This window comes from Rhizobium sp. 10N414, from assembly GCF_056394785.1.
The window spans coordinates 69,488-88,847 of the sequence record NZ_JBFTIN010000015.1; the positions used below are offsets into that span (position 1 = coordinate 69,488).

General features: G+C 60.8%; 19 protein-coding genes. 7 read left to right on the forward strand and 12 right to left on the reverse strand.

All coding sequences use genetic code 11. The features are described 5' to 3' along the window. Positions 1 to 7 precede the first annotated feature (7 nt). Positions 8 to 592, reverse strand: coding sequence for an NnrU family protein (locus tag AC1DE4_RS15745; RefSeq protein WP_025660433.1), 585 nt, complete (start codon positions 590 to 592; stop codon positions 8 to 10). Positions 593 to 709: 117 nt separating this feature from the next. Here AC1DE4_RS15745 and AC1DE4_RS15750 point away from each other — a divergent pair, with 117 nt between their 5' ends. Next, complete coding sequence (locus tag AC1DE4_RS15750) at positions 710 to 1,708, forward strand: polysaccharide deacetylase family protein (RefSeq protein WP_025660434.1); 999 nt, start codon at positions 710 to 712, stop codon at positions 1,706 to 1,708. Between the two features lie 134 nt (positions 1,709 to 1,842). Continuing rightward, on the forward strand, positions 1,843 to 2,109 hold the full coding sequence (locus tag AC1DE4_RS15755) for a DUF2277 domain-containing protein (protein ID WP_018857551.1): 267 nt from the start codon (positions 1,843 to 1,845) through the stop codon (positions 2,107 to 2,109). Positions 2,110 to 2,131: 22 nt separating this feature from the next. Here AC1DE4_RS15755 and bacA read toward each other — a convergent pair whose 3' ends face one another. After that, entirely contained in the window at positions 2,132 to 3,397 is a 1,266-nt protein-coding gene (bacA, locus tag AC1DE4_RS15760; RefSeq protein ID WP_018857550.1) for a bacteroid development protein BacA, read from the reverse strand. Between the two features lie 124 nt (positions 3,398 to 3,521). Then, on the reverse strand, positions 3,522 to 4,706 hold the full coding sequence (locus AC1DE4_RS15765) for a YbfB/YjiJ family MFS transporter (protein ID WP_210258319.1): 1,185 nt from the start codon (positions 4,704 to 4,706) through the stop codon (positions 3,522 to 3,524). 152 nt (positions 4,707 to 4,858) lie between these two features. Between AC1DE4_RS15765 and AC1DE4_RS15770 the strand changes: the two genes are divergently transcribed. Continuing rightward, the gene (locus tag AC1DE4_RS15770) at positions 4,859 to 5,428 is read left to right on the forward strand and encodes a PadR family transcriptional regulator (protein ID WP_025660436.1); all 570 of its coding nucleotides are present in this window, start codon (positions 4,859 to 4,861) and stop codon (positions 5,426 to 5,428) included. Positions 5,429 to 5,432: 4 nt separating this feature from the next. On the opposite strand, the gene map is transcribed toward AC1DE4_RS15770, so the two are convergent. The 8 genes from map to AC1DE4_RS15810 form a co-directional block, all read right to left on the reverse strand. Further along, the gene (gene map / locus AC1DE4_RS15775) at positions 5,433 to 6,191 is read right to left on the reverse strand and encodes a type I methionyl aminopeptidase (protein ID WP_018857547.1); all 759 of its coding nucleotides are present in this window, start codon (positions 6,189 to 6,191) and stop codon (positions 5,433 to 5,435) included. 106 nt (positions 6,192 to 6,297) lie between these two features. Further along, the gene (locus AC1DE4_RS15780) at positions 6,298 to 7,359 is read right to left on the reverse strand and encodes an LLM class flavin-dependent oxidoreductase (RefSeq protein WP_025660437.1); all 1,062 of its coding nucleotides are present in this window, start codon (positions 7,357 to 7,359) and stop codon (positions 6,298 to 6,300) included. Between the two features lie 153 nt (positions 7,360 to 7,512). Then, positions 7,513 to 7,929: a DoxX family protein gene (locus AC1DE4_RS15785; RefSeq protein ID WP_018857545.1), complete on the reverse strand. Its 417-nt coding sequence runs from the start codon at positions 7,927 to 7,929 to the stop codon at positions 7,513 to 7,515. A 29-nt stretch (positions 7,930 to 7,958) separates the two neighbouring features. After that, positions 7,959 to 8,426, reverse strand: a complete 468-nt coding sequence (locus tag AC1DE4_RS15790) for an SRPBCC family protein (RefSeq protein ID WP_018857544.1) — start codon at positions 8,424 to 8,426, stop codon at positions 7,959 to 7,961. 102 nt (positions 8,427 to 8,528) lie between these two features. After that, positions 8,529 to 9,788: an RNA polymerase sigma factor gene (locus tag AC1DE4_RS15795; protein ID WP_025660438.1), complete on the reverse strand. Its 1,260-nt coding sequence runs from the start codon at positions 9,786 to 9,788 to the stop codon at positions 8,529 to 8,531. After that, positions 9,785 to 10,159, reverse strand: coding sequence for a YciI family protein (locus AC1DE4_RS15800; protein WP_018857542.1), 375 nt, complete (start codon positions 10,157 to 10,159; stop codon positions 9,785 to 9,787). Before AC1DE4_RS15800 ends, AC1DE4_RS15795 begins: the two co-directional genes overlap by 4 nt. A gap of 207 nt (positions 10,160 to 10,366) precedes the next feature. Further along, positions 10,367 to 11,293 (reverse strand): MYG1 family protein, encoded by a 927-nt coding sequence (locus AC1DE4_RS15805; RefSeq protein WP_025660439.1) that lies wholly within the window; start codon positions 11,291 to 11,293, stop codon positions 10,367 to 10,369. A gap of 125 nt (positions 11,294 to 11,418) precedes the next feature. Next, on the reverse strand, positions 11,419 to 11,826 hold the full coding sequence (locus tag AC1DE4_RS15810) for an OsmC family protein (RefSeq protein WP_018857540.1): 408 nt from the start codon (positions 11,824 to 11,826) through the stop codon (positions 11,419 to 11,421). Between the two features lie 72 nt (positions 11,827 to 11,898). Here AC1DE4_RS15810 and AC1DE4_RS15815 point away from each other — a divergent pair, with 72 nt between their 5' ends. After that, the gene (locus AC1DE4_RS15815; protein WP_025660440.1) at positions 11,899 to 12,981 is read left to right on the forward strand and encodes a hypothetical protein; all 1,083 of its coding nucleotides are present in this window, start codon (positions 11,899 to 11,901) and stop codon (positions 12,979 to 12,981) included. 39 nt (positions 12,982 to 13,020) lie between these two features. Here AC1DE4_RS15815 and glpK read toward each other — a convergent pair whose 3' ends face one another. Then, positions 13,021 to 14,514: a glycerol kinase GlpK gene (glpK, locus tag AC1DE4_RS15820; RefSeq protein WP_025660441.1), complete on the reverse strand. Its 1,494-nt coding sequence runs from the start codon at positions 14,512 to 14,514 to the stop codon at positions 13,021 to 13,023. Between the two features lie 178 nt (positions 14,515 to 14,692). Between glpK and AC1DE4_RS15825 the strand changes: the two genes are divergently transcribed. The 3 genes from AC1DE4_RS15825 to xdhB are packed head-to-tail and all read left to right on the forward strand — an operon-like array spanning position 14,693 to position 19,309. Continuing rightward, positions 14,693 to 15,469, forward strand: coding sequence for a 3-hydroxybutyrate dehydrogenase (locus tag AC1DE4_RS15825; RefSeq protein WP_025660442.1), 777 nt, complete (start codon positions 14,693 to 14,695; stop codon positions 15,467 to 15,469). A 34-nt stretch (positions 15,470 to 15,503) separates the two neighbouring features. Continuing rightward, on the forward strand, positions 15,504 to 16,970 hold the full coding sequence (xdhA, locus tag AC1DE4_RS15830; RefSeq protein ID WP_477882007.1) for a xanthine dehydrogenase small subunit: 1,467 nt from the start codon (positions 15,504 to 15,506) through the stop codon (positions 16,968 to 16,970). Continuing rightward, a complete protein-coding gene (gene xdhB / locus AC1DE4_RS15835; protein ID WP_477882009.1) occupies positions 16,970 to 19,309 on the forward strand; it encodes a xanthine dehydrogenase molybdopterin binding subunit in 2,340 nt (779 codons plus the stop codon). The genes xdhA and xdhB overlap by 1 nt, the downstream gene beginning before the upstream one ends. Positions 19,310 to 19,360 lie beyond the last annotated feature (51 nt).

The window sequence follows — 19,360 nt, forward strand, 5'->3', positions numbered from 1 at the left end:
AGATTCGTCACATAACGATCGGAGCCACGCCAATCAATAGCTCGTGCAGATTGAACGTGATGAGCGCCCAGGCGATCGCGCCGATGATGACGGCATAGAGATCATACTTGCCCGAGACGAACGGACGAAGGGTGAGCTCGCCGGCGCGCTCACGACGCTTCAGCGCAATCCGCAGGATCACACCCCATGCCAGGAAAGCACCAAACAGCAGTACCGAAGAGGTCTCGCCATTGGCCAGCAGGTGCGAGAAGGCCCAGATCTTCACCGAAAGCACCATCGGATGCTTCGCCTTGACGGCGATATACCCCGCCGGCAGCAGCGAGGCGACCAGACAGATCATTGCGAGCAGCATCAGGGTCAGGGTGATGTGCGCCATCCAGACCGGCGGCGTGTAGAGCAAGCCGGTCACCTGACGGGCCTGACCAAAGCCGTAAATCAGCAGGATCAGCGCGAGAATGCTGACGATGGAATACGCCAGCTTCCAGCCGTTCTCGCCGAGACTATCGATCATGGACTGTCGAAAGCCGGGCGCGATGACGCGTATGAGATGAAGTCCGAGGAAAATGATGATGCCGACGATAAGCAATGTCATGGCGATCTCCTGTGCGTTTTCCGAGACTTAGCCGGAGCCGCGCAAAAACGCCAGCGTCACCGCAGCTTCGCCGCATTTCTGTAACAGGAAAGCCGCAAACAAATTCTCGCGGTGTCCATGTTTCGTTCTTTTTTCCAGGCCTCCCTCGCCCTCTCTTTGTTTATTCCAGGCACAGCGGGCGCTGTCGACCAGCCGAAACAGCTGGTGATGATCTCGTTCGACGGTGCGCACGACAATGCGCTCTGGCAGAAAAGCCGTGAGATGGCCGCCAAGAACGGCGCCCGCTTCACCTACTTCCTCTCCTGCACCTTCCTGATGAACCAGGCGACCAAGAAGGCCTATCAGGCGCCGCACCAGAAGCTTGGCAAATCCAATGTCGGCTTTGCCCAGGGCGACGACGAGATTCGCGAGCGGCTCGGCAACATCTGGCACGCCCACCTCGAGGGGCACGACATCTCGAGCCACGCCTGCGGCCACTTCGATGGACGGCAGTGGAGCGAGGCAGATTGGGGCAAGGAGTTCGCCACCTTCCACGCCACCTTGAAGAATGCCTGGAAGAGCGTCGACCTCGAAGAACCCAAGGGCTGGCAGGATCTGGTCGACCATGGCATCCACGGCTTCCGCGCGCCCTATCTCTCGGCAACGCCGGGCGCCGATATGATCGCCGCGGAAAGGAAGGCCGGTTTCACCTATGACGCCAGCCTGGTGACCAAGGGGCCGACCCTGCCGGTCGAGGAAAACGGCATCATCCGCTTCGGCCTGCCACTGATCCCCGAGGGCCCGCGCGAAAAACCGATCATCGGCATGGACTACAACCTCTTCGTTCGCCACTCCAACGGCGAGGAAGACAAGGCCGATTCGAAGGCATTCGAAGACCGCTCCTATGCCGCCTTCAAGGAAGCCTTCGACAAGCAGTATTCAGGCAGCCGCATCCCGCTGCAGCTGGGCTTTCACTTCGTCGAGATGAACGGCGGCGCCTATTGGCGCGCGCTCGACCGGCTGGTCAGCGATGTCTGCCGTCGCGCGGACGTAGCCTGCGTCAGCTATTCGGAGGCGATCCCGATGATCGAAGCGCGGGGTAAGCTGCAGGACCAGACGCAAACATCGGGTCTTTAAGCAGGCATTGCCATCCCTTCCGCCTTTTGCCGGCGCGGCCATCTGGTCCGTTTGCAATTAGCGCTTACGCGACTACCTTCTGTCCTACGCCACCCTCCTCGTAGTGGCGGAGAGAAGACGACCGGGAGCTAGTCATGTGCCGGAATATCAAACCCCTCTTCAATTTCGATCCGCCAGCAACGGACGAGGAGATCCATGATGCGGCGCTTCAGTTCGTGCGGAAGCTGAGCGGAACGACCAAACCATCGAAACGCAATGAGGCGGCGTTCGAACGTGCGGTCAATTCGATCGCGAAATGCGCCCACGAGTTGCTTGATTCACTGGAGACTTCCCAGCCTCCTCGTGACCGTGAAGAAGTGGCCGCAAAGGCTCGCGCGAGAACAGCGATGCGGTTCGCCTAAGAGGGCCTCACAGCCGACGACTCTAGCCGTCGGCGTGAACGATGCCAGCCTCGCGCTCCAGATAGCGTTGGTCGATATCCGGCAGCGGCTCACCTTCGATCGCGGATTCGAAGGTGCGAAGGCGCTTGTAGATCGACAACAGCTCGACGATGGTCGTCCAGGAATTGACGAGATACTGGAACGAGCCGCGCACCTGGTCGAAGACGTTGTTGATCTGCGTCATCAAGCCGAGCGTCAGCTTGCCGGCGACGATCGACGGCACGAGCACGATCAGGCTGAAGAGGTTATCCGCCTGCAGATAGAAGATGCGGGCGACGTTGAAATACATGTAGTGGAAATAGAGCCGGAAATAGTTGCGGCGCACATTGGCGAAAAGCTCGGCGACAGTCGGCGGCGTCGCGCGGTCGGCATGGTCTTCGCCGTAGACGAGTTCCTTGCGGTAAGAGGCTTCGACGCGCTGGTTGCGGAACTCGAGGCCCGGCAGCTTGATGCCGACCAATCCTAGGAAGACTGTTCCGAAGATCGACCAGAAGATTGCGGCCCAGACGAGCGCGTGCGGCACCTCGCCGATCAGCGGCAACTCGGTGATATTAGCGCCGATCTTGAATAGCACCGGCAGAAAGGCGATCAGCGTCATGACCGAGCTGACGAGGCTGACGCCAAGGCTTTCGACCGTGGAGGAAAAGCGCATCGTGTCTTCCTGGACACGCTGCGAGGCGCCCTCGATGTGCCTGAGCTTCGGCCAGTGTGCCATGTAGTATTCGTTCATCGCCGTGCGCCAGCGGAAGATCCAATGGCTGACGAAGAAGAGGTTGAGCACGCCGACGGTGATCGCCACGAAGGCGATGCCGGCAAAGCCCAACATGCCGAGGTAGAGTTGCATTGCGGTCACCGGCGCCGTCTTTGCGAGCGCCTGCTGGATCAGGTCATAGAACGGTCCATACCACGCATTGATGGCGACGCTCACCTGAACCGAAAAGTAGGTGTTGAAGATGATCAGTGCCGAGCCGAGCACCGACCACATCTGCCAGCGATGCGGGCTGTAGGTAAACCAGAAGGCGGCGAAGAGCGCCACGGCCAAAGCATAATAGATGTAGAACCACAGGAACGGAGCCGACCAGAAGACCGAAACACCGATTGGAGCCTCCGCCCCTGGAGCCAGCGGCGGGAGGCCGATCACCGAGCCGAGGCCGGAACCCACGAAATACCAAAAGAGAACGGCCAGAAGTGCCCAAGCAACAGCTGAGATGAAGAAAAGCCTGGGCCTGGGGAAATACGATACGAACACGGGAGAGCTTGCTTTCCTGAACTGGAGTCTTCGGTGTCTCTAAACAGACAGATTGCGGCGAAAACTACGGCAGTTCGCAAAGAGCGGCAATGGCCTCACCCCATTGTTACGCACTTGTAACGCGCTATGACAGCTTTTTGGCGACCGGCATCACCAGCATTGCGCACACCAGCAGCGCCGCCGCGGCAGCGTAAGTCGGCGTCGTAAAGCTGCCGGTTCGCTCTGCCATCCAGCCAGCAACAATGGGGCCCACAATCTGCCCGACTCCGAATGCTGCCGTCATCGTCGCCAATATCCGGCGCGGGCTGGCCGGCGAAAGTTTACGGCCGATCTGCAGGCCATAGGCGGTGATCGCGAGGAAGGTCGCTCCAAACAACGCTCCCCCAATCAGCGGCGCAACAGAGTGCGGCAGTAGAACAGTCGCCAACACACCGACCGCCTCGATAAGCAGCGCCGCCACGTAGACCCAGCCCAATCCTAGCGGACGGACGAACGGCTTCCATGCAAAAAGCGCGACCGAAGCTGTCAGGCCGGCGATGAACCAGCAGAGAAACTCAACCATCGGCCCGGCGGCATCCATGCGCGCGATCGTCACCAGAAATGTGCCTGTAATCACATAGCCGAACCCGAACAGGCCATAGGACGCCGTGACAAGCAGCATCGGCAGGCTCCAAGCGATCCGCGGTTCCTTGCCGGTCTGTGCCGCGGCAGCCGGGCCCGACGGCAGCAGCCACCAGACTGCCAGCAGGCTGAGAGCCGAATAGATCGCGCCTCCAACCCAGGACGCCCGCCAGGCGTCGCTGCTTCCATCAAAGAACAACCCGACCAGCAGCACCATCACCGATGAAAGCGCGATGCCGGCACCCGGGCCGCCGAAATGGGCTGCCTGCACATGGTCGTTACCGGCCATGGCTCCGTGGCTAAGTACGATCTGCGAACTGAATACGAGAGCAAAGGCACTCGCAACACCCGCCAGGAAGCGGATGACTGCAAAGACCATGACGGATGTCGTCGTGGCCATGGCAGCAAGAAGCAATGCTGTCGCCGCTAGCGCAAGGAGTGCGACCTTGCGCTCACATCCTGTTGCCCACCCGTAGGCGGCGAGAACAGCGCCCACCAGATAGCCGACGAAGTTCGCAGAGGCGATGAAGCCGGCATCGGCAGCCGAGAGCGGCACGCCGCTGATCATGCTCGGCAGGATCGGCGTGTAGGAAAAGCGTCCAAAGCCCATCGCGGCGGCCATGGCGATGGCGCCTGCAAGGCCAGTTCGAAACAAGTTTTCGGGGAAAGTTTCATTGCGTGCCAACATGGCGTGTTTATCGCGCTGCAGCACGGCGCCGACAATCAAGAATTTCTGATCGATTGATCAATCTCACGAAATCATAAAGCCAGCCCTTGAAAGCGACCATCTTACGATATATGTTTTACGACATAGTGAAAGATATATCTAAGGAGTGACCTATGAGAGGTTTTAGAGGCGGAATGATGGGTGGTGGCGGTTTTCGCATGGGGCGGAAATTCGCATCAGGCGACCTGCAACTGGTGATCCTGGCCCTGCTGGTGGAGCAGCCCCGCCACGGCTACGAGTTGATCAAGCTCTTGGAAGAGCGTTCGGGCGGCTTCTATGTTCCAAGCCCCGGCGTAATCTATCCGGCGCTAACCTACCTGGAAGAAACCGGCCTTGCCGACGTGGAGAGCGAAGGCACCAAGAAGCTCTACCGCATCACGCAGAGCGGCCGCAGGCTCGTCGAGGAGAACCAGTCGATGATCGACATGACGCTCGGAAAGCTGGAGAAAATCGGCGCGAAGATGGCGCATGTGCGCAAGATTTTCGACCCAGAAAGCCGCAATGGCGATCGGGACGAGGACGCATTTCCGGAAGACAAAAGCGAAGTCGCAGCTGCACGAATGCTGCTGAAATCGGCCCTCCGGCTCCGCTTTCCCTGGTCGAAGGACGAGGCCAAGCGCATCGCCGGCATTCTGGAGCGCGCGGCCGGCGAAATTCTTGCCGGCGGACGTTCGGGCGAGTGAGGCCTCAGGCGCCGCCTTCCGGCAGCGTCAGGATCAGCGGGCCATTTCGCGTGGCGACGACCGTGTGCTCGTATTGCACGGTCGGGGCCTCCGGGTCCGCGTAGAGCGTCCAGGCGTCGTCGCCGCCTTCCGCCCATGTTGCGCCGAGCGAGAGGAACGGCTCGACCGTGAAGACGAGGCCTTCCGTGATCATTCGCTTCTCGGACGGATCCGGCCAGGTCGAGAGCTCGGCCGGCTCCTCGTGCAGCGAACGGCCGATCCCGTGGCTCGCCAGATTGGCAACAAGCGTATAGCGATTCTTCAGGGCGAAGGCGCCGACAGCCTGCCCGATCTTGGCGAGCGGCTCGCCGGGTTTCACCTGGTTAAGCCCAACCCACAGCGCCCTTTTGCCGTCGCGGCAGAGCTTTTCGATCTTGGACCTGTGCGGCGGAACACTGAACGACGCGCCGGTGTCGGAAAAGAATCCGTCCTTCTCCGCTGAGACATCGATATTGACCAGATCCCCCGGGCGAATGACGCGCGGGCCTGGAATGCCGTGGGCGATTTCCTCATTGACGCTGATGCAGGTCGCACCGGGAAACTGGTAGCAAAGTTCGGGCGCAGAACGCGCACCGGCATCTTCCAACACTTTGCGGCCGATCTGATCGAGCTCCAGGGTCGTGATACCCGGTTCAAGCGATGCGCTCATCACTTGCAGGGCATTGGCGCAGATTCGCCCGATTTCCTTTAGCTTGAGGAGTTCGTCTTCGCTTTCAATGATCATGAATGTCTACCCGGCCTTCTTCGGCCGGTCGGCCGGCTCTCGATCACGATGAGAGCACGACGGCGTTCAGAATCCAATTCATCCTTTACGGCATCATGCTCCAGCTTCAGGCGGTGGCTTTCGCCTCTTCGTCGCTTTCAGTCAATGCCTTTCTGACGAGCGGCGCGACTTTCGTGCCGTAGAGTTCGATCCCGCGCATGATCTGGTCGTGGGGCATCAAGCCGATCGCCATCTGCAGCAGGAAACGGTCGTTCTTGAACAACCGATGGTGCGCGATGATCTTCTCCGCGACCAATTCCGGATCGCCCACGAAGAGCGCGCCGCTAGGTCCGCGGGACATGTCGAAATGCGCCCTGTTCGTCGGCCCCCAGCCGCGCTCGCGGCCAATTCGGTTCATGACCTCGGCCTGCGGGCCGTAGAACTGATCGGCAGCAGCGTCCGTCGTATCGGCGATGAAGCCGTGCACGTTGATGCTGGTCTTGAGCTTCGATGCCTCCTGCCCGGCTCGGCGAGCCGCCTCGCGATAGAGGTCGAACAGCGGCGCGAAACGGCGCAGCTCGCCGCCGATGATCGCCAGTGCCACTGGCAAGCCCATCGCGCCCGCGCGCGCAACCGATTGCGGCGTGCCACCAACGGCGATCCACAAGGGCAAGGGGTCCTGCAGCGGCCGCGGGTAAACGCCACGCCCATTGATCGGCGCACGCAATTCACCCGACCAGGTGACCACTTCCTCGTCGCGGAGGGCCATCAGCAGGTCGAGCCTTTCCTCGAACAGTTGGTCGTAGTCCTCGAGATTGTAGCCGAACAGCGGGAAGGACTCGATGAACGAGCCTCGTCCGGCCATGATCTCGGCACGCCCGTTCGAAAGCAGGTCGAGTGTTGCGAACTGCTGGAAGACCCGAACCGGATCGTCTGAACTCAGCACGGTCACTGCGCTGGTCAGCCTGATGTTCTTCGTTTTCATCGCAGCGGCCGCGAGAGCGACTGCCGGAGCCGAGGCCGCATAATCGGGCCGGTGGTGCTCGCCCAATCCGAATACGTCGAGCCCCACGTGGTCCGCGAGTTCGATTTCATCGATCAGATGCTTCAGCCGCTCGGCCCCTTCCTCACCCTTGCTTCGGCTCGGGTTCGGGTTCACGTCGGCAAAGGTGTAGAGGCCCAGTTCCATCGCTCGCATCCCGTTGTATCTACTGATGGAGATAAGGACTGAGCGGCCTCAGGGCAAACATAAATTCTGGAACCGATCGTTCGAAAAATATCGATAAGCAGTACCGCCGCGACCTGGGATCGCGGCGGAACTTTGATTCTGAAATCAACGGTTTCAGCGCCTGAATGGAATCATTTTCCGAACGGCTTCGTATCTGAGATAAAGGCCACCCCATGCAATGAGCCCGAGATAGCCGCCGAACAGCAGATGGGAAAAGACCGGGCTCCCGACACGCAGATGCGTCGCTATCGCGCCTCCGAGCAGACCGGTGAGTAGGATTGCGCCGAGCACCGACGTCCGCGGAATTGCATAGAGCAGCGCGCACAACAGCGTCAGGGAACCGAGGCCGCGAGCAAGCATCGGGTCGCCCGAATAACCGAGCGCCGTCATAGTCTCCGTGACCGGCACGATCGGCACCAGCTTGATCGCGCCGTCGAACACCAGGAAGGCCACGATCAGCCCGCTCATGACAGTGCCGGTGACGGTCTGCCAGCGCGGAAGCCCGGCAGTTGAATCAACAATTGCAGACATGCCTCTATCCCCCTGTTTCGATTCTAGTCTCAGATCCTGGGCAGCAGCTCGGCGAGCTGGTCGGCGCATTTGCCCCAGCCTTCGTGGAAGCCCATCTGCTCGTGCTGTTCCTTGTCGGCCGCAGTCCAGTGCCGCGCCTTCGCGGTATATTTCGTCCGGCCGTTTCCGAGGTCTTCGAGCAGGATGATGCCGACGAAGAACGGCTTTTCGGATGGCACCCAGGCGCTGGTGAACGCATCGGTGAAGACGATCTTCTCGTTTTCGACGATCTCCAGATAGACACCGCGGTTCGGAAATTCCTGGCCCTCGGGGCTGCGCATGACGATGAGGTTCGAGCCGCCCGGCCGTGCATCGACTTTCACATCAGCAAGGGTCCAGGGACGTGGTACGAACCATTCCTTCATCAGGACAGGATCGGTCCAGGCCTTGAAGATCTTCTCGCGCGGAGCGTCGAATTCCCGGACGAGAACCAGTTCGTGTTGGGCTTCTGCGGTCATCTCGGCATTCCTCCTATTGAGTGAAACCTGTTTTCGATCAGGTTGTTACAAGGACGTGGGAGGTTTTCCGGTTCCGACAACCCGGCGCAATTATTTCTGGAATTATTTGGCGATCGGCTGCGCGGCCCCATGGGCGAGGCTGTCGATCTGCTGGCGGATATGCGCGGCTTCCGCTGCCGAATGAGCAAGTGCTATGGCGCGATCGAAGGCCTCGTGCGCCTCGCGGGCACGACCGATCTGCTTCAGCAGACCGCCACGCAGGCCGTGATAGTAGAAGTAGCCATCGAGCTTCTCGCCAAGCGTTTCGACGAGTGCCAGCGCCACGTCCGGCCCTTTGAGTTTGGAGACGGCGACGGCGCGGTTGAGCGTAATGACCGGCGACGGTTGAACACGCTCCAGCGCGCGATAAAGCAGCTCGATCTCTTCCCAGTCCGTATCCTCGGCGCGCCTGGCCCGCGAATGCAGGGCAGCGATCGCCGCCTGCAGCTGGTAAGGCCCCGGTTGGCGATGGCGGATCGCCTTGTCGAGCAGCGCCAGCGCCTCGTTGATCAGCTCGCGGTTCCACAGCGAACGATCCTGATCCTCGAGCAGCACGATATCGTCCTCACCGTTGAAACGGGCCTGGCGCCGCGAGATCTGCAGGAGCATCAATGCGAGCAGACCCATCAGTTCAGGCTCGCCGGGGAAGATGCGCAGCAGGAGCCGCGCGAGCCGGATCGCCTCGTCGCTGAACGCACAGGCGTCGTGCTTCGGATCCGCCTGGCTGTAGCCCTCGTTAAAGATCAGGTAGATCATTGTGCTGACGATCGAGAGCCGCTCGGCCCGCTCCTGCGCGTCCGGCGTCTCGAAGGGTACACCGGCCTTGGCAACGCGAGCCTTGGCCCGCGTGATCCGCTGCTCCATCGCGCTTTCGCCAACAAGAAAGGCACGCGCGATCTGCTGTACTGACAGGCCCGAGACGATGCGCAGCGCCAATGCGATCTGTTGCGTCGCCGGCAGATCCGGGTGGCAGCAGATGAAGAGCAGCCGCAGGATATCGTCGCGATAGTTGGAATCATCAAGCCGTTCGGCAATATCGCTCTCAGCATCGCTGGTATCGGAGATCAGTTCTTCATCAGGAAGTGCCTGCGTCTTCGAACGCTTGCGCACGGCGTCGATGCCACTGTTGCGGCCGACGAAGATCAGCCATGCCGTCGGATCGCGCGGCGGCCCCTTGTCCGGCCAGGTACGGATGGCGCGCAAACAGGCCTCCTGGAAGGCCTCCTCCGCGATATCGAGATCGCGGAAGTATCTGAGCAGCGCACCAAGCGCTTTCGGTCGGGCCGAAGCAAGCGTCACGTCGATCCAGGCAATGTCTGTCATGCCGAAGAAACTCCCGGTCGGAACACGTAGAACGGCCGAATTTCGTAAGAGGTAGAACCCGGGTTGACCGTGGAGAGCTCCTTGGAAAACGCAACGGCTTCCTCCAGAGTGTCGAAATCAACCACGTAAAAACCGAGGAGTGCTTCCTTCGTTTCYGCGAAGGGGCCATCGAGAACGAGCGGTTCCTCCTTGCCCTTGCGCACGGTGGTCGCCGCTGTCGTCGGCATCAGCCGGCCGACAGGACCAAGCTTGCCGCGCTCGGCCAAAGGTGCCTGAACCGCATAAAGCTTCGCCATCACGGCGTCTTCCTCCTCCTTGGTCCAGGAGAACACCGTTTCTTCATTGGCGTAACAAAGGATTGCATAAAGCATGTCTTACTCCTCTTCCTGAATGACGAAGGAGTAGCGTGACATCCGACAGAACGCAGCAAAAAATTGCAGCGCGCAAAAGGAGATGCCGCCGCCCTGACGGCAGGGGCCGGCGTGCCGAATGCGGCAAACGGACGACGTCTGCGGTCGCAGCCTTTCTTGCTAAAACGGTCGGGCCTGACGAGCGCCAGCTATCTCCTCTCCATCTAGTCAGCCTGATCCGACGTTGATGGCCTCCTGCACGGCCAGCTCGGCCATCGCTAACGCGGCCTCGCGTGTCTTGGCTGCAGCGACGAATCGGCCGTTGTGGCAGAAGGTTGCGCCATCGACGCCGCAAACGGCCTCCAGATCGTGATTGGTCAGGCCGGCCCAGGCAGCAGGCAGATCCGCACGAAGTTCGAACCCCTCGTCCCCGCGGCGAATGCCGGTGACGCACCAATCCCTTTCTCGCGGATGAACGACAAAGAGCAGGTGATCGGCGCCCGCCTTGACGATCGCGGGACGGAAAGGCATTCCCATCGGAAGTTCGAGCACGCGCCCCTGCCCCGTACGCTCTATCGCCTGAAGCACGAGCGTCTCTGCCCGCAGTTTGGCGGCGCTTTGAGCGATCTTCGCCTCGACGAAACTGCGGGCGATGGCAACGGCATCCTGAAATCTGCGATCATCGGCATTCGCGTCCGTTTCGTCGAACACCGGCTTCAAGGTTTCCAGCAAGGTCGGTAGCGTCAGCCCGGCCAGCGGTCCGGACGGGCTGAGCGCACCATTGTCAGTCAGATCGACCGGCAGCACGAAGGAGAGGTCGAACGAGGCATGCAAGGCCGCGACGTGAGCCTCTGGAATGCCGGTGACAACAAGATAGTCGTGGCCGTAGTGCTTCCAGACCAGGCCGAACGAACTGTAGGGCTGCCCATCGTCACGCAGCGGTGCGCCACGCTGATGGTGGTCGAAGATACGCTGAGAGGCATCATACGCGCCGCCGACGTCATAGATGATGCGGTCGGCGCCCGGCTTGATCCACTCCGGCGCCCTGCTGCGGATCACTCGAGCCTGCGGGAAGAGCCGGGTGAGGATGACGCTCGACAGCACCTCATCCGCATGGAAGCCACCGGAATGAGTGACGAGGAACTCTGGAGTCATGCAGGATGCGCCCTTGTTGGTTTGCGGAAGCCGCTTGCGGTCGGCAGCTCATAGCCTTTGCTGGCGGTCATCTCAACCCGTCAGTGCCCGTCGTGCCCGCTTCAGTTCCGGCTATAGGGCCTAGACTAGGCGGCATGCTCAATCGAAACTGCAACCCCACGCCCCAGCGAATTGGCGACCATGCAGACCTCCTTCGCCCGTTCGATCACACGTTCGGCGCCGTCGCCATCCTGCTTTTCGCAGAGAACGGTCATCTTGGCCGATTTGGCGAGCAGCGGGCTCCCCTCGAGCTCCAGGACTACCGAGACCGCAATCCTGCCAAGCAAGACGCCCATCTCTTCGGCGACATAGCGCAGGTCGTTGCAGAAGCACCCGCCGAGCGCCAGCGCCAAAAGCTGTGCGCCGTTGAAGCCGAGCCCCTGCCCACCGGCCTTCCCCTCCGGACGATCGACAATGATGGTGTGCGGACCGGCCCACCCCATCGCCGCTTGCGTACCCTCGACATTCCGCAGCTCCACCGTGACCGCAACCATGCCAACTCCTCCGTGACTGAAACAGGCAAGTCCGAACACGCCGCAGTTTCGCGCGACCTGACGGGAAACTCGGTGCATATTATCCTCATCGATCCGACGGGAGACAAGGACATGACGCCTTCACCGTATTTGAATGACCCCAAGGTCTACATCGATACCGACACCTTCATTGACCTCGTCAGCAAAAAGACACGGTGCCTGATCTGCTGCGAACCCCTCGACAGTAAAGTGGTCAACCGGGAACACGTCCTGCCCAAGTGGATCCTGCGGAAGTACGACCTCTACGACAAGGAGGTCAGCCTGCCGCACGAATACCATGGTCGCCGATACGGTCGCCACACGATCCCCTGCTGCAAGGACTGCAATTCGATGCTCGGAAGAAAGCTTGAACAACCGGTGCGGCGATTAATGGAAGGCGGACACTCGAAACTTCTGCGCCATCTCGACGGTGACACACAACGCCTGCTGTTTGCCTGGCTTTCCTGGATCTTCCTGAAGTTCCTGATCAAGGACGGCGCCATCCCGATCAACCCCGATCACCGCGTGGAAGCGGTGATGCAAGACAAGAACACCGACTGGGCGACGCTGCATCACATTCATTGCCTCGCCAGATCCCCCTACACCGGCGCGCATATCGCGCCAGAGGTGTTGGGCTCGATCGTCATCCTCGCGATTGACGACGATCGCTATCGTGAGGACTTCGACTTCGTCACCGTGCACGAAACGCAAACCATCATGATCCGTCTCGGCGATCTCGCCATCATCGCCAACCTGAGCGACAGTGGCCGCTCGATGGACATCATGCACCGGTTTGTTCTGCCCACAAGACAGGAGAGGTTTACGATCCTGCAGGCGCTTGAAATCTGCGCCGACATGTCGGCAACGACAACGCGGATCAAAGGCAAGCCAGTCTATTCCACGCGCATCGAACAGGCCACGGGCCGCCCCTCGATCCACGCGGACCTACCCGTCTACGAGGCCAACCCTGTCGATCCAGGCACGCGTGCCGCAATATTCGAACTCGTTTACCGAGAGCATCTGCCACACCTGAAGATAGCGGGCAGCGACATGTCCGCCCTGCAAGCCATCAAGGAGAACCGTTTGACTTTTCTCGAGCATCGCATGAGCCGAGCCGCTGGCGAGATCGAGGAATAGCCGACCTACCTGCACCCTCAGCGAACGGGACCACGCTCGTCAGACGTCGGCAAGCGTGCGTTTGATGGCACTCCGCCATCCCTTCAGCTTCGCCGCACGCGTCTTCTCGTCCAAGCTTGGTTCGAAACGGCGGTCGCGTTTCCAACTCTTGGCAAACCCAACGCGGTCCGGCCAGACACCGGCCTTGCTGCCGGCAAGCCAGGCAGCGCCAAGCGCCGTGGTTTCGAGGATGACCGGCCGATCGACAGGCGCGTCGAGAATGTCCGCAAGCCGCTGCATCGTCCAGTCGGAGGCAACCATGCCGCCATCGACACGAAGGACGGTGCTCTCCACGCCGCCCTTCCAATCCTTGTGCATGGCATCGAGCAGATCGCGGGACTGGTAGCAGACCGCCTCGAGCGCGGCCCGAGCGAATTCCTTCGGCCCACTGTTGCGCGTCAGGCCAAAGATCGCCCCACGGGCGTTGGCATCCCAATGCGGCGCGCCGAGGCCGGTGAAGGCGGGAACCAGGTAGACCTCTTGCGTCGGATCCGCGGCATCGGCCAGCTCGCCGGTGCGCGAGGCGGTATCGATGATGCCAAGCCCGTCGCGAAGCCACTGCACCGCGGCTCCCGCGATGAAGATCGAGCCTTCGAGCGCGTAGGTGGTCTCGCCATTCAGCCGATAGCCGATCGTCGTCAACAGCCGGTTCTTCGAGCGAACCATGTCGCTGCCGGTGTTGAGCAGAGCGAAGCAGCCGGTGCCGTAGGTCGACTTCATCATGCCCGGCTCGAAGCAGGCCTGCCCGATGGTCGCGGCATGCTGATCCCCGGCGACGCCGAGGATCGGGATCTCCGCTCCGATGATTGCTTTCTCGGTCGTGCCGAAATCGTCGGCGCAGTCCTTTACCTCGGGCAGCATGGCTACCGGAACGCGCAGGATGTCGAGGAGATCCCTGTCCCACGTGTTGTCGGCAATGTTGTACATCAGCGTGCGAGAGGCGTTCGTCGCATCGGTCGCGAACACCTTGCCGCCGGTCAACCGCCAGATCAGGAACGTATCGACGGTGCCGAAGCACAATTCGCCCTTGGCGGCGCGTGCCCGTGCGCCCTTGACGTTCGCGAGCAGCCACGAAAGCTTGGTGCCGGAGAAATAGGGATCGAGGAGAAGGCCGGTTTTCTTCGTAAAAGTCTTTTCGAGATCCTGTCTCTTCAGCTTGTCGCAATAGCTTGCGGTGCGGCGATCCTGCCAGACGATCGCGTTGTGGATCGGCTTGCCGCTCTCGCGTTCCCAGACCACAACCGTCTCGCGCTGGTTGGTAATGCCAAGCGCCGCAATGTCCTTTGCCGTGATCCTGGCCTCACGGATCGCCATCTTGATCGTCGAGATGACGGAATCCCAGATTTCCTCTGGATCGTGCTCGACCCAACCGGATCGCGGATAGATCTGGCGGAACTCCTTCTGGCCCGCACCGGCGATCTTCATCTCGCCGTCGAAGACGATCGCCCGTGTCGACGTCGTCCCCTGATCGATTGCCAGAACATACCCGCTCATGCCAGCCCTCCCGCTGATCGTGATTGTCGGGAGAAATCAATAGGACAGGAGGGCGATTGAGGAAAGAACCCGCCATCGCTTCGACACAGGAGTTTTGCCTTGACCGCAATTGCCAGCAGAGATGCTTTGCGCATAACCTCAGCTCTATTGCGTCGCAAAACACCCTGAGGAGAAGCGCATGGCCAGAACAGTCGTCGTCACCGGATCCACCAGCGGCATCGGGCTTGCGATCGCGACAGCCTTTGCCGGCAAGGGCGACAACGTCGTCATCAACGGCTTCGGAAAGCCCGAGGAAATCAAGGCGATAGTCGAGACGCTTGAATCAGTCTCGGAGGCAAAGGCGATCTACCATCCGGCAGACATGACAAAGCCGACCGAAATCGCGGATCTGATCGAAACGGCCGCCAAGACCTTCGGCAGTGTGGATGTGCTGGTCAACAACGCCGGCATTCAGCATGTCGAGAAGATCGAAGACTTCCCGATCGAAAAGTGGGACCAGATCATAGCCATCAATTTGTCCAGCTCGTTTCACACGATGCGGGCGGCGATTCCGTTGATGAAGGCAAAGAAGCTAGGCCGCGTCATCAACATCGCCTCCGCGCACGGGTTGGTCGCCTCACCCTTCAAATCCGCCTATGTCGCTGCAAAGCATGGTATATTGGGCCTGACGAAGACCGCCGCGCTCGAACTTGCCGAATTCGGCATAACCGTGAACGCGATTTGCCCAGGCTACGTGCTGACGCCCCTCGTCGAGAAGCAGATCCCGGATACGGCCAAGGCGCGCGGCATCACCGAGGAACAGGTCAAGACCGAGGTGATCCTAAAGGCGCAACCAACGCATGAATTCGTCAAGGCCGAAGAGATTGGCGCGCTCGCTCTCTACCTCGCAAGCGACGAGGCTCGGCAAGTGACCGGGACCCACATCTCGATTGACGGAGGCTGGACCGCGGCATAACCATTCAAAACAAAGATAAAAACCAGGGAACAATATGAACGACAGCATCCGCTTCATCCTGAATGGCGAGGACATCACGCTTGGCGATGTCCGGCCGACCGAGACGCTTCTCGATTATCTCCGGTTGAAGCGCCGGCTGACCGGCACGAAGGAAGGATGCGCGGAGGGCGATTGCGGCGCCTGCACCGTCCTTGTCGGACGGCTGATAGACGGCAAGCTACACTATGAGTCCGTCAACGCCTGCATTCGCTTCATGGGGTCGCTGAACGCCACCCATGTCGTCACTGTCGAGCATGTGGCCGCCAAGGACGGCACGCTTCATCCGGTACAGCAGGCGATGGTCGATTGCCATGGATCGCAATGCGGCTTTTGCACGCCGGGCTTCATCATGTCGATGTATGGCCTCTGGCTTTCCAACGACAAGCCGAGCCGCGCAGACATCGAAAAGGCACTGCAAGGCAATCTCTGTCGTTGCACCGGCTATGAGCCGATCGTGAAGGCGGCCGAGCAGGTGAGCCACACCCGCCCGAGCGCGCTCTTTGATCCGCTGGAGAAAACCCGCTCCGAGATCATCTCGCGCCTCTGGGCGATGCGAAACAGTGAGACCGTCACGATCACCACGGCGGAGGGCCGACTGACTCTGCCCGGATCACTGGACGCGCTGGCCCGTGTGCTGTCCGAAGAGCCGAACGCCACGATCGTCGCCGGATCGACCGACGTGGGCCTCTGGGTAACCAAGCAGATGCGTGCCCTGGACCCCGTCGTCTTCATCAACCATCTGACCGATCTGCAGTCGCTCACCGCTGGCGACGGCGGCTTCACGATCGGCGCGGGTGTCACCTACAGCCGCGCCTTCGAGACTATCGCCGGTAAGGTTCCGACGCTTGGCCGCCTCATCAACCGCATCGGCGGCGATCAGGTGCGCAACATGGGTACTATCGGTGGCAATATCGCGAATGGTTCGCCGATCGGCGATATGCCACCACCGTTGATTGCCCTTGGAGCGACGGTGAAGCTGCGCTCCCTGGCCGGAACGCGCATGCTGCGGCTGGAAGATTTCTTCATCGACTACGGCAAGCAGGATCGGCGCCCCGGCGAATTCGTCGAGAGCATTTTCGTGCCCTACCCGGCAGAAGAAACCCAGTTTGCGGTCTACAAGATCACCAAGCGCCGCGATGAAGACATCACGGCGGTTCTCGGCGCCTTCTATCTGACGCTGGACGGCGAAGGCGACGTTAACGACATCCGCATCGCCTTCGGCGGCATGGCCGCAACGCCGAAGCGTGCGCGCAACGTCGAGAATGCGCTTATGGGCCGGCCATGGAACGAACAAACGATCGAAGAAGTGCGTGCAGAGTTCGACGCCGACTTCCAACCGCTGAGCGATTGGCGCGCAACGGCCGAGTATCGCCAGTTGACGACGAAGAACCTGTTGACGCGCTTCTTCCTGGAAACATCCGGCGCACCAGCTGAGCTCCACCGCTTCGAGGAGGTGGCATAATGGACAAGTCGACTTTCGCCGATCCCAAATTCATCATCAACGGCGCGATGCACGATGCCTTGCGCCACGATTCCGCGCACAAGCATGTGACCGGATCGGCCGACTACATCGACGACCTTCCGGAGCCCGCCGGCCTGTTGCACGGCGCACTCGGCCTGTCCGACCGGGCGCACGCCGAAATCGTCAGCATGGATCTCTCGGAGGTCGAAGCGACGCCCGGCGTTGTCTGGGTTCTCACTGGCAAGGACGTTCCCGGCGTCAATGATGTCAGTTCCAACGGTAGCCACGACGAGCCGCTGCTCGCCGAGAAGAAGGTCGAATTCCACAACCAGCCGATCTTCGCCGTCATCGCCGAGACGCGCGAGATTGCCCGGCGGGCCGCCCGCAAGGCGAAGATCGAGTATCGCGACCTGCCGCATTGGAGCGATATTGACGGTGCGCTCGAGAACGGCAGCCCACTCGTCATCACGCCAATGACCCTGCAGCGCGGCGATGCGAAGGCGAAAATGGAAAATGCCCCGCGCCGGCTGAATGGCCAGATGCGGATCGGCGGCCAGGAGCACTTTTATCTGGAAAGCCATATCGCCGTGGCCATCCCCGGCGAGGACGACGACGTTGTCATCTGGTCGTCCACCCAGCATCCGAGCGAAATCCAGCATATCGTCGGTCACGTGCTGAATATTCCGTCGAATGCCATCACCGTCAATGTCCGCCGGATGGGCGGCGGTTTCGGCGGCAAGGAAACCCAGGGCAACCAGTTCGCGGCCCTGGCAGCGATCGCCGCCAAGAAACTGAAGCGTGCCATCAAGTTCCGACCTGATCGCGATGAGGACATGACGGCCACCGGCAAGCGCCATGACTTCCTTGTCGACTACGAACTCGGCTTCGATGATGACGGCCGCATTTACGCGGTCGACGCGACCTATGCGGCGCGCTGCGGCTTTTCTTCCGACCTTTCAGGCCCGGTCACGGACCGCGCTCTTTTTCATGCGGATTCCAGCTACTTCTATCCGCATGTTCATCTAAGCTCGAAACCGCTGAAGACCCATACAGTCTCCAACACTGCCTTTCGCGGCTTCGGCGGACCGCAGGGCATGCTCGGGGCCGAGCGCTTCATCGAAGAGATCGCCTATGCGATCGGAAAGGACCCGCTGGAGATCCGCAAGCTGAATTTCTACGGCCAGCCCGGCTCTGGCCGCACACTGACGCCTTACCACCAGGAAGTCGAAGACAACATCCTCGAACGCATCGTTGGCGAACTGGAAGAAGGCGCTGAGTACCAGGCGCGCCGCAACGCCATCATCGAGTTCAACCGCAATAGCCGCTACATCCGCAAGGGCATTGCCCTGACGCCGGTGAAGTTCGGCATCTCCTTCACCATGACCGCCTTCAACCAGGCGGGCGCGCTCGTGCATGTCTATCAGGATGGCTCGATCCATCTGAACCACGGCGGCACGGAGATGGGCCAGGGTCTTTACACCAAGGTCGCGCAGGTGCTGGCCGACAGTTTCCAGGTCGATATCGAGCATGTGAAGATCACGGCGACGACAACAGGCAAGGTGCCGAACACCTCGGCGACGGCAGCCTCCTCGGGTTCCGACCTGAACGGCATGGCCGCCTACGATGCCGCGCGCCAGATCAAGGAACGGCTAGTCGCCTTTGCCGCCGACAAGTGGGGCGTCCCTCCATCGGACGTCGTCTTCCTGCCAAACCGCGTGCGCGTTGGCGACAAGGAGTTCGCATTTGCGGATTTCGTCAAGCAGGCATACCTCGCCCGCGTCCAGCTTTCGGCTGCCGGTTTCTACAAGACCCCGAAGATCCACTGGGATCGGGCCGCCGGCCGCGGCATGCCCTTCTACTACTATTCCTATGGCGCAGCCTGCTCGGAGGTATCGATTGATACACTGACGGGCGAATACCTCATCGACCGCACCGATATCCTGCACGACGTCGGGCGTTCTCTGAACCCGGCGATCGACATCGGACAAGTCGAGGGCGCCTTCGTGCAGGGCATGGGTTGGTTGACGACGGAAGAATTGTGGTGGGATGAAAAGGGCCGGCTGCGCACGCACGCACCATCAACCTACAAGATTCCGCTCGCCTCTGACCGACCGAAGGTCTTCAACGTACGGCTTGCCGAATGGTCGGAGAATGCCGAGCACACGATCGGCCGCTCCAAGGCAGTCGGCGAACCGCCTTTCATGCTGGCGATTTCGGTGCTCGAGGCCATTTCGATGGCTGTCGCCAGCGTCGCAAATTACAAGGTCTGCCCGAAGCTCGATGCACCGGCAACGCCCGAGCGGGTGCTGATGGCCGTCGAGCGGATGAAGAGGGCCTGACATGACGGGCAGCACGTCGCGGTGCTGCCATCGTTCCCATCCCGGGCCCTA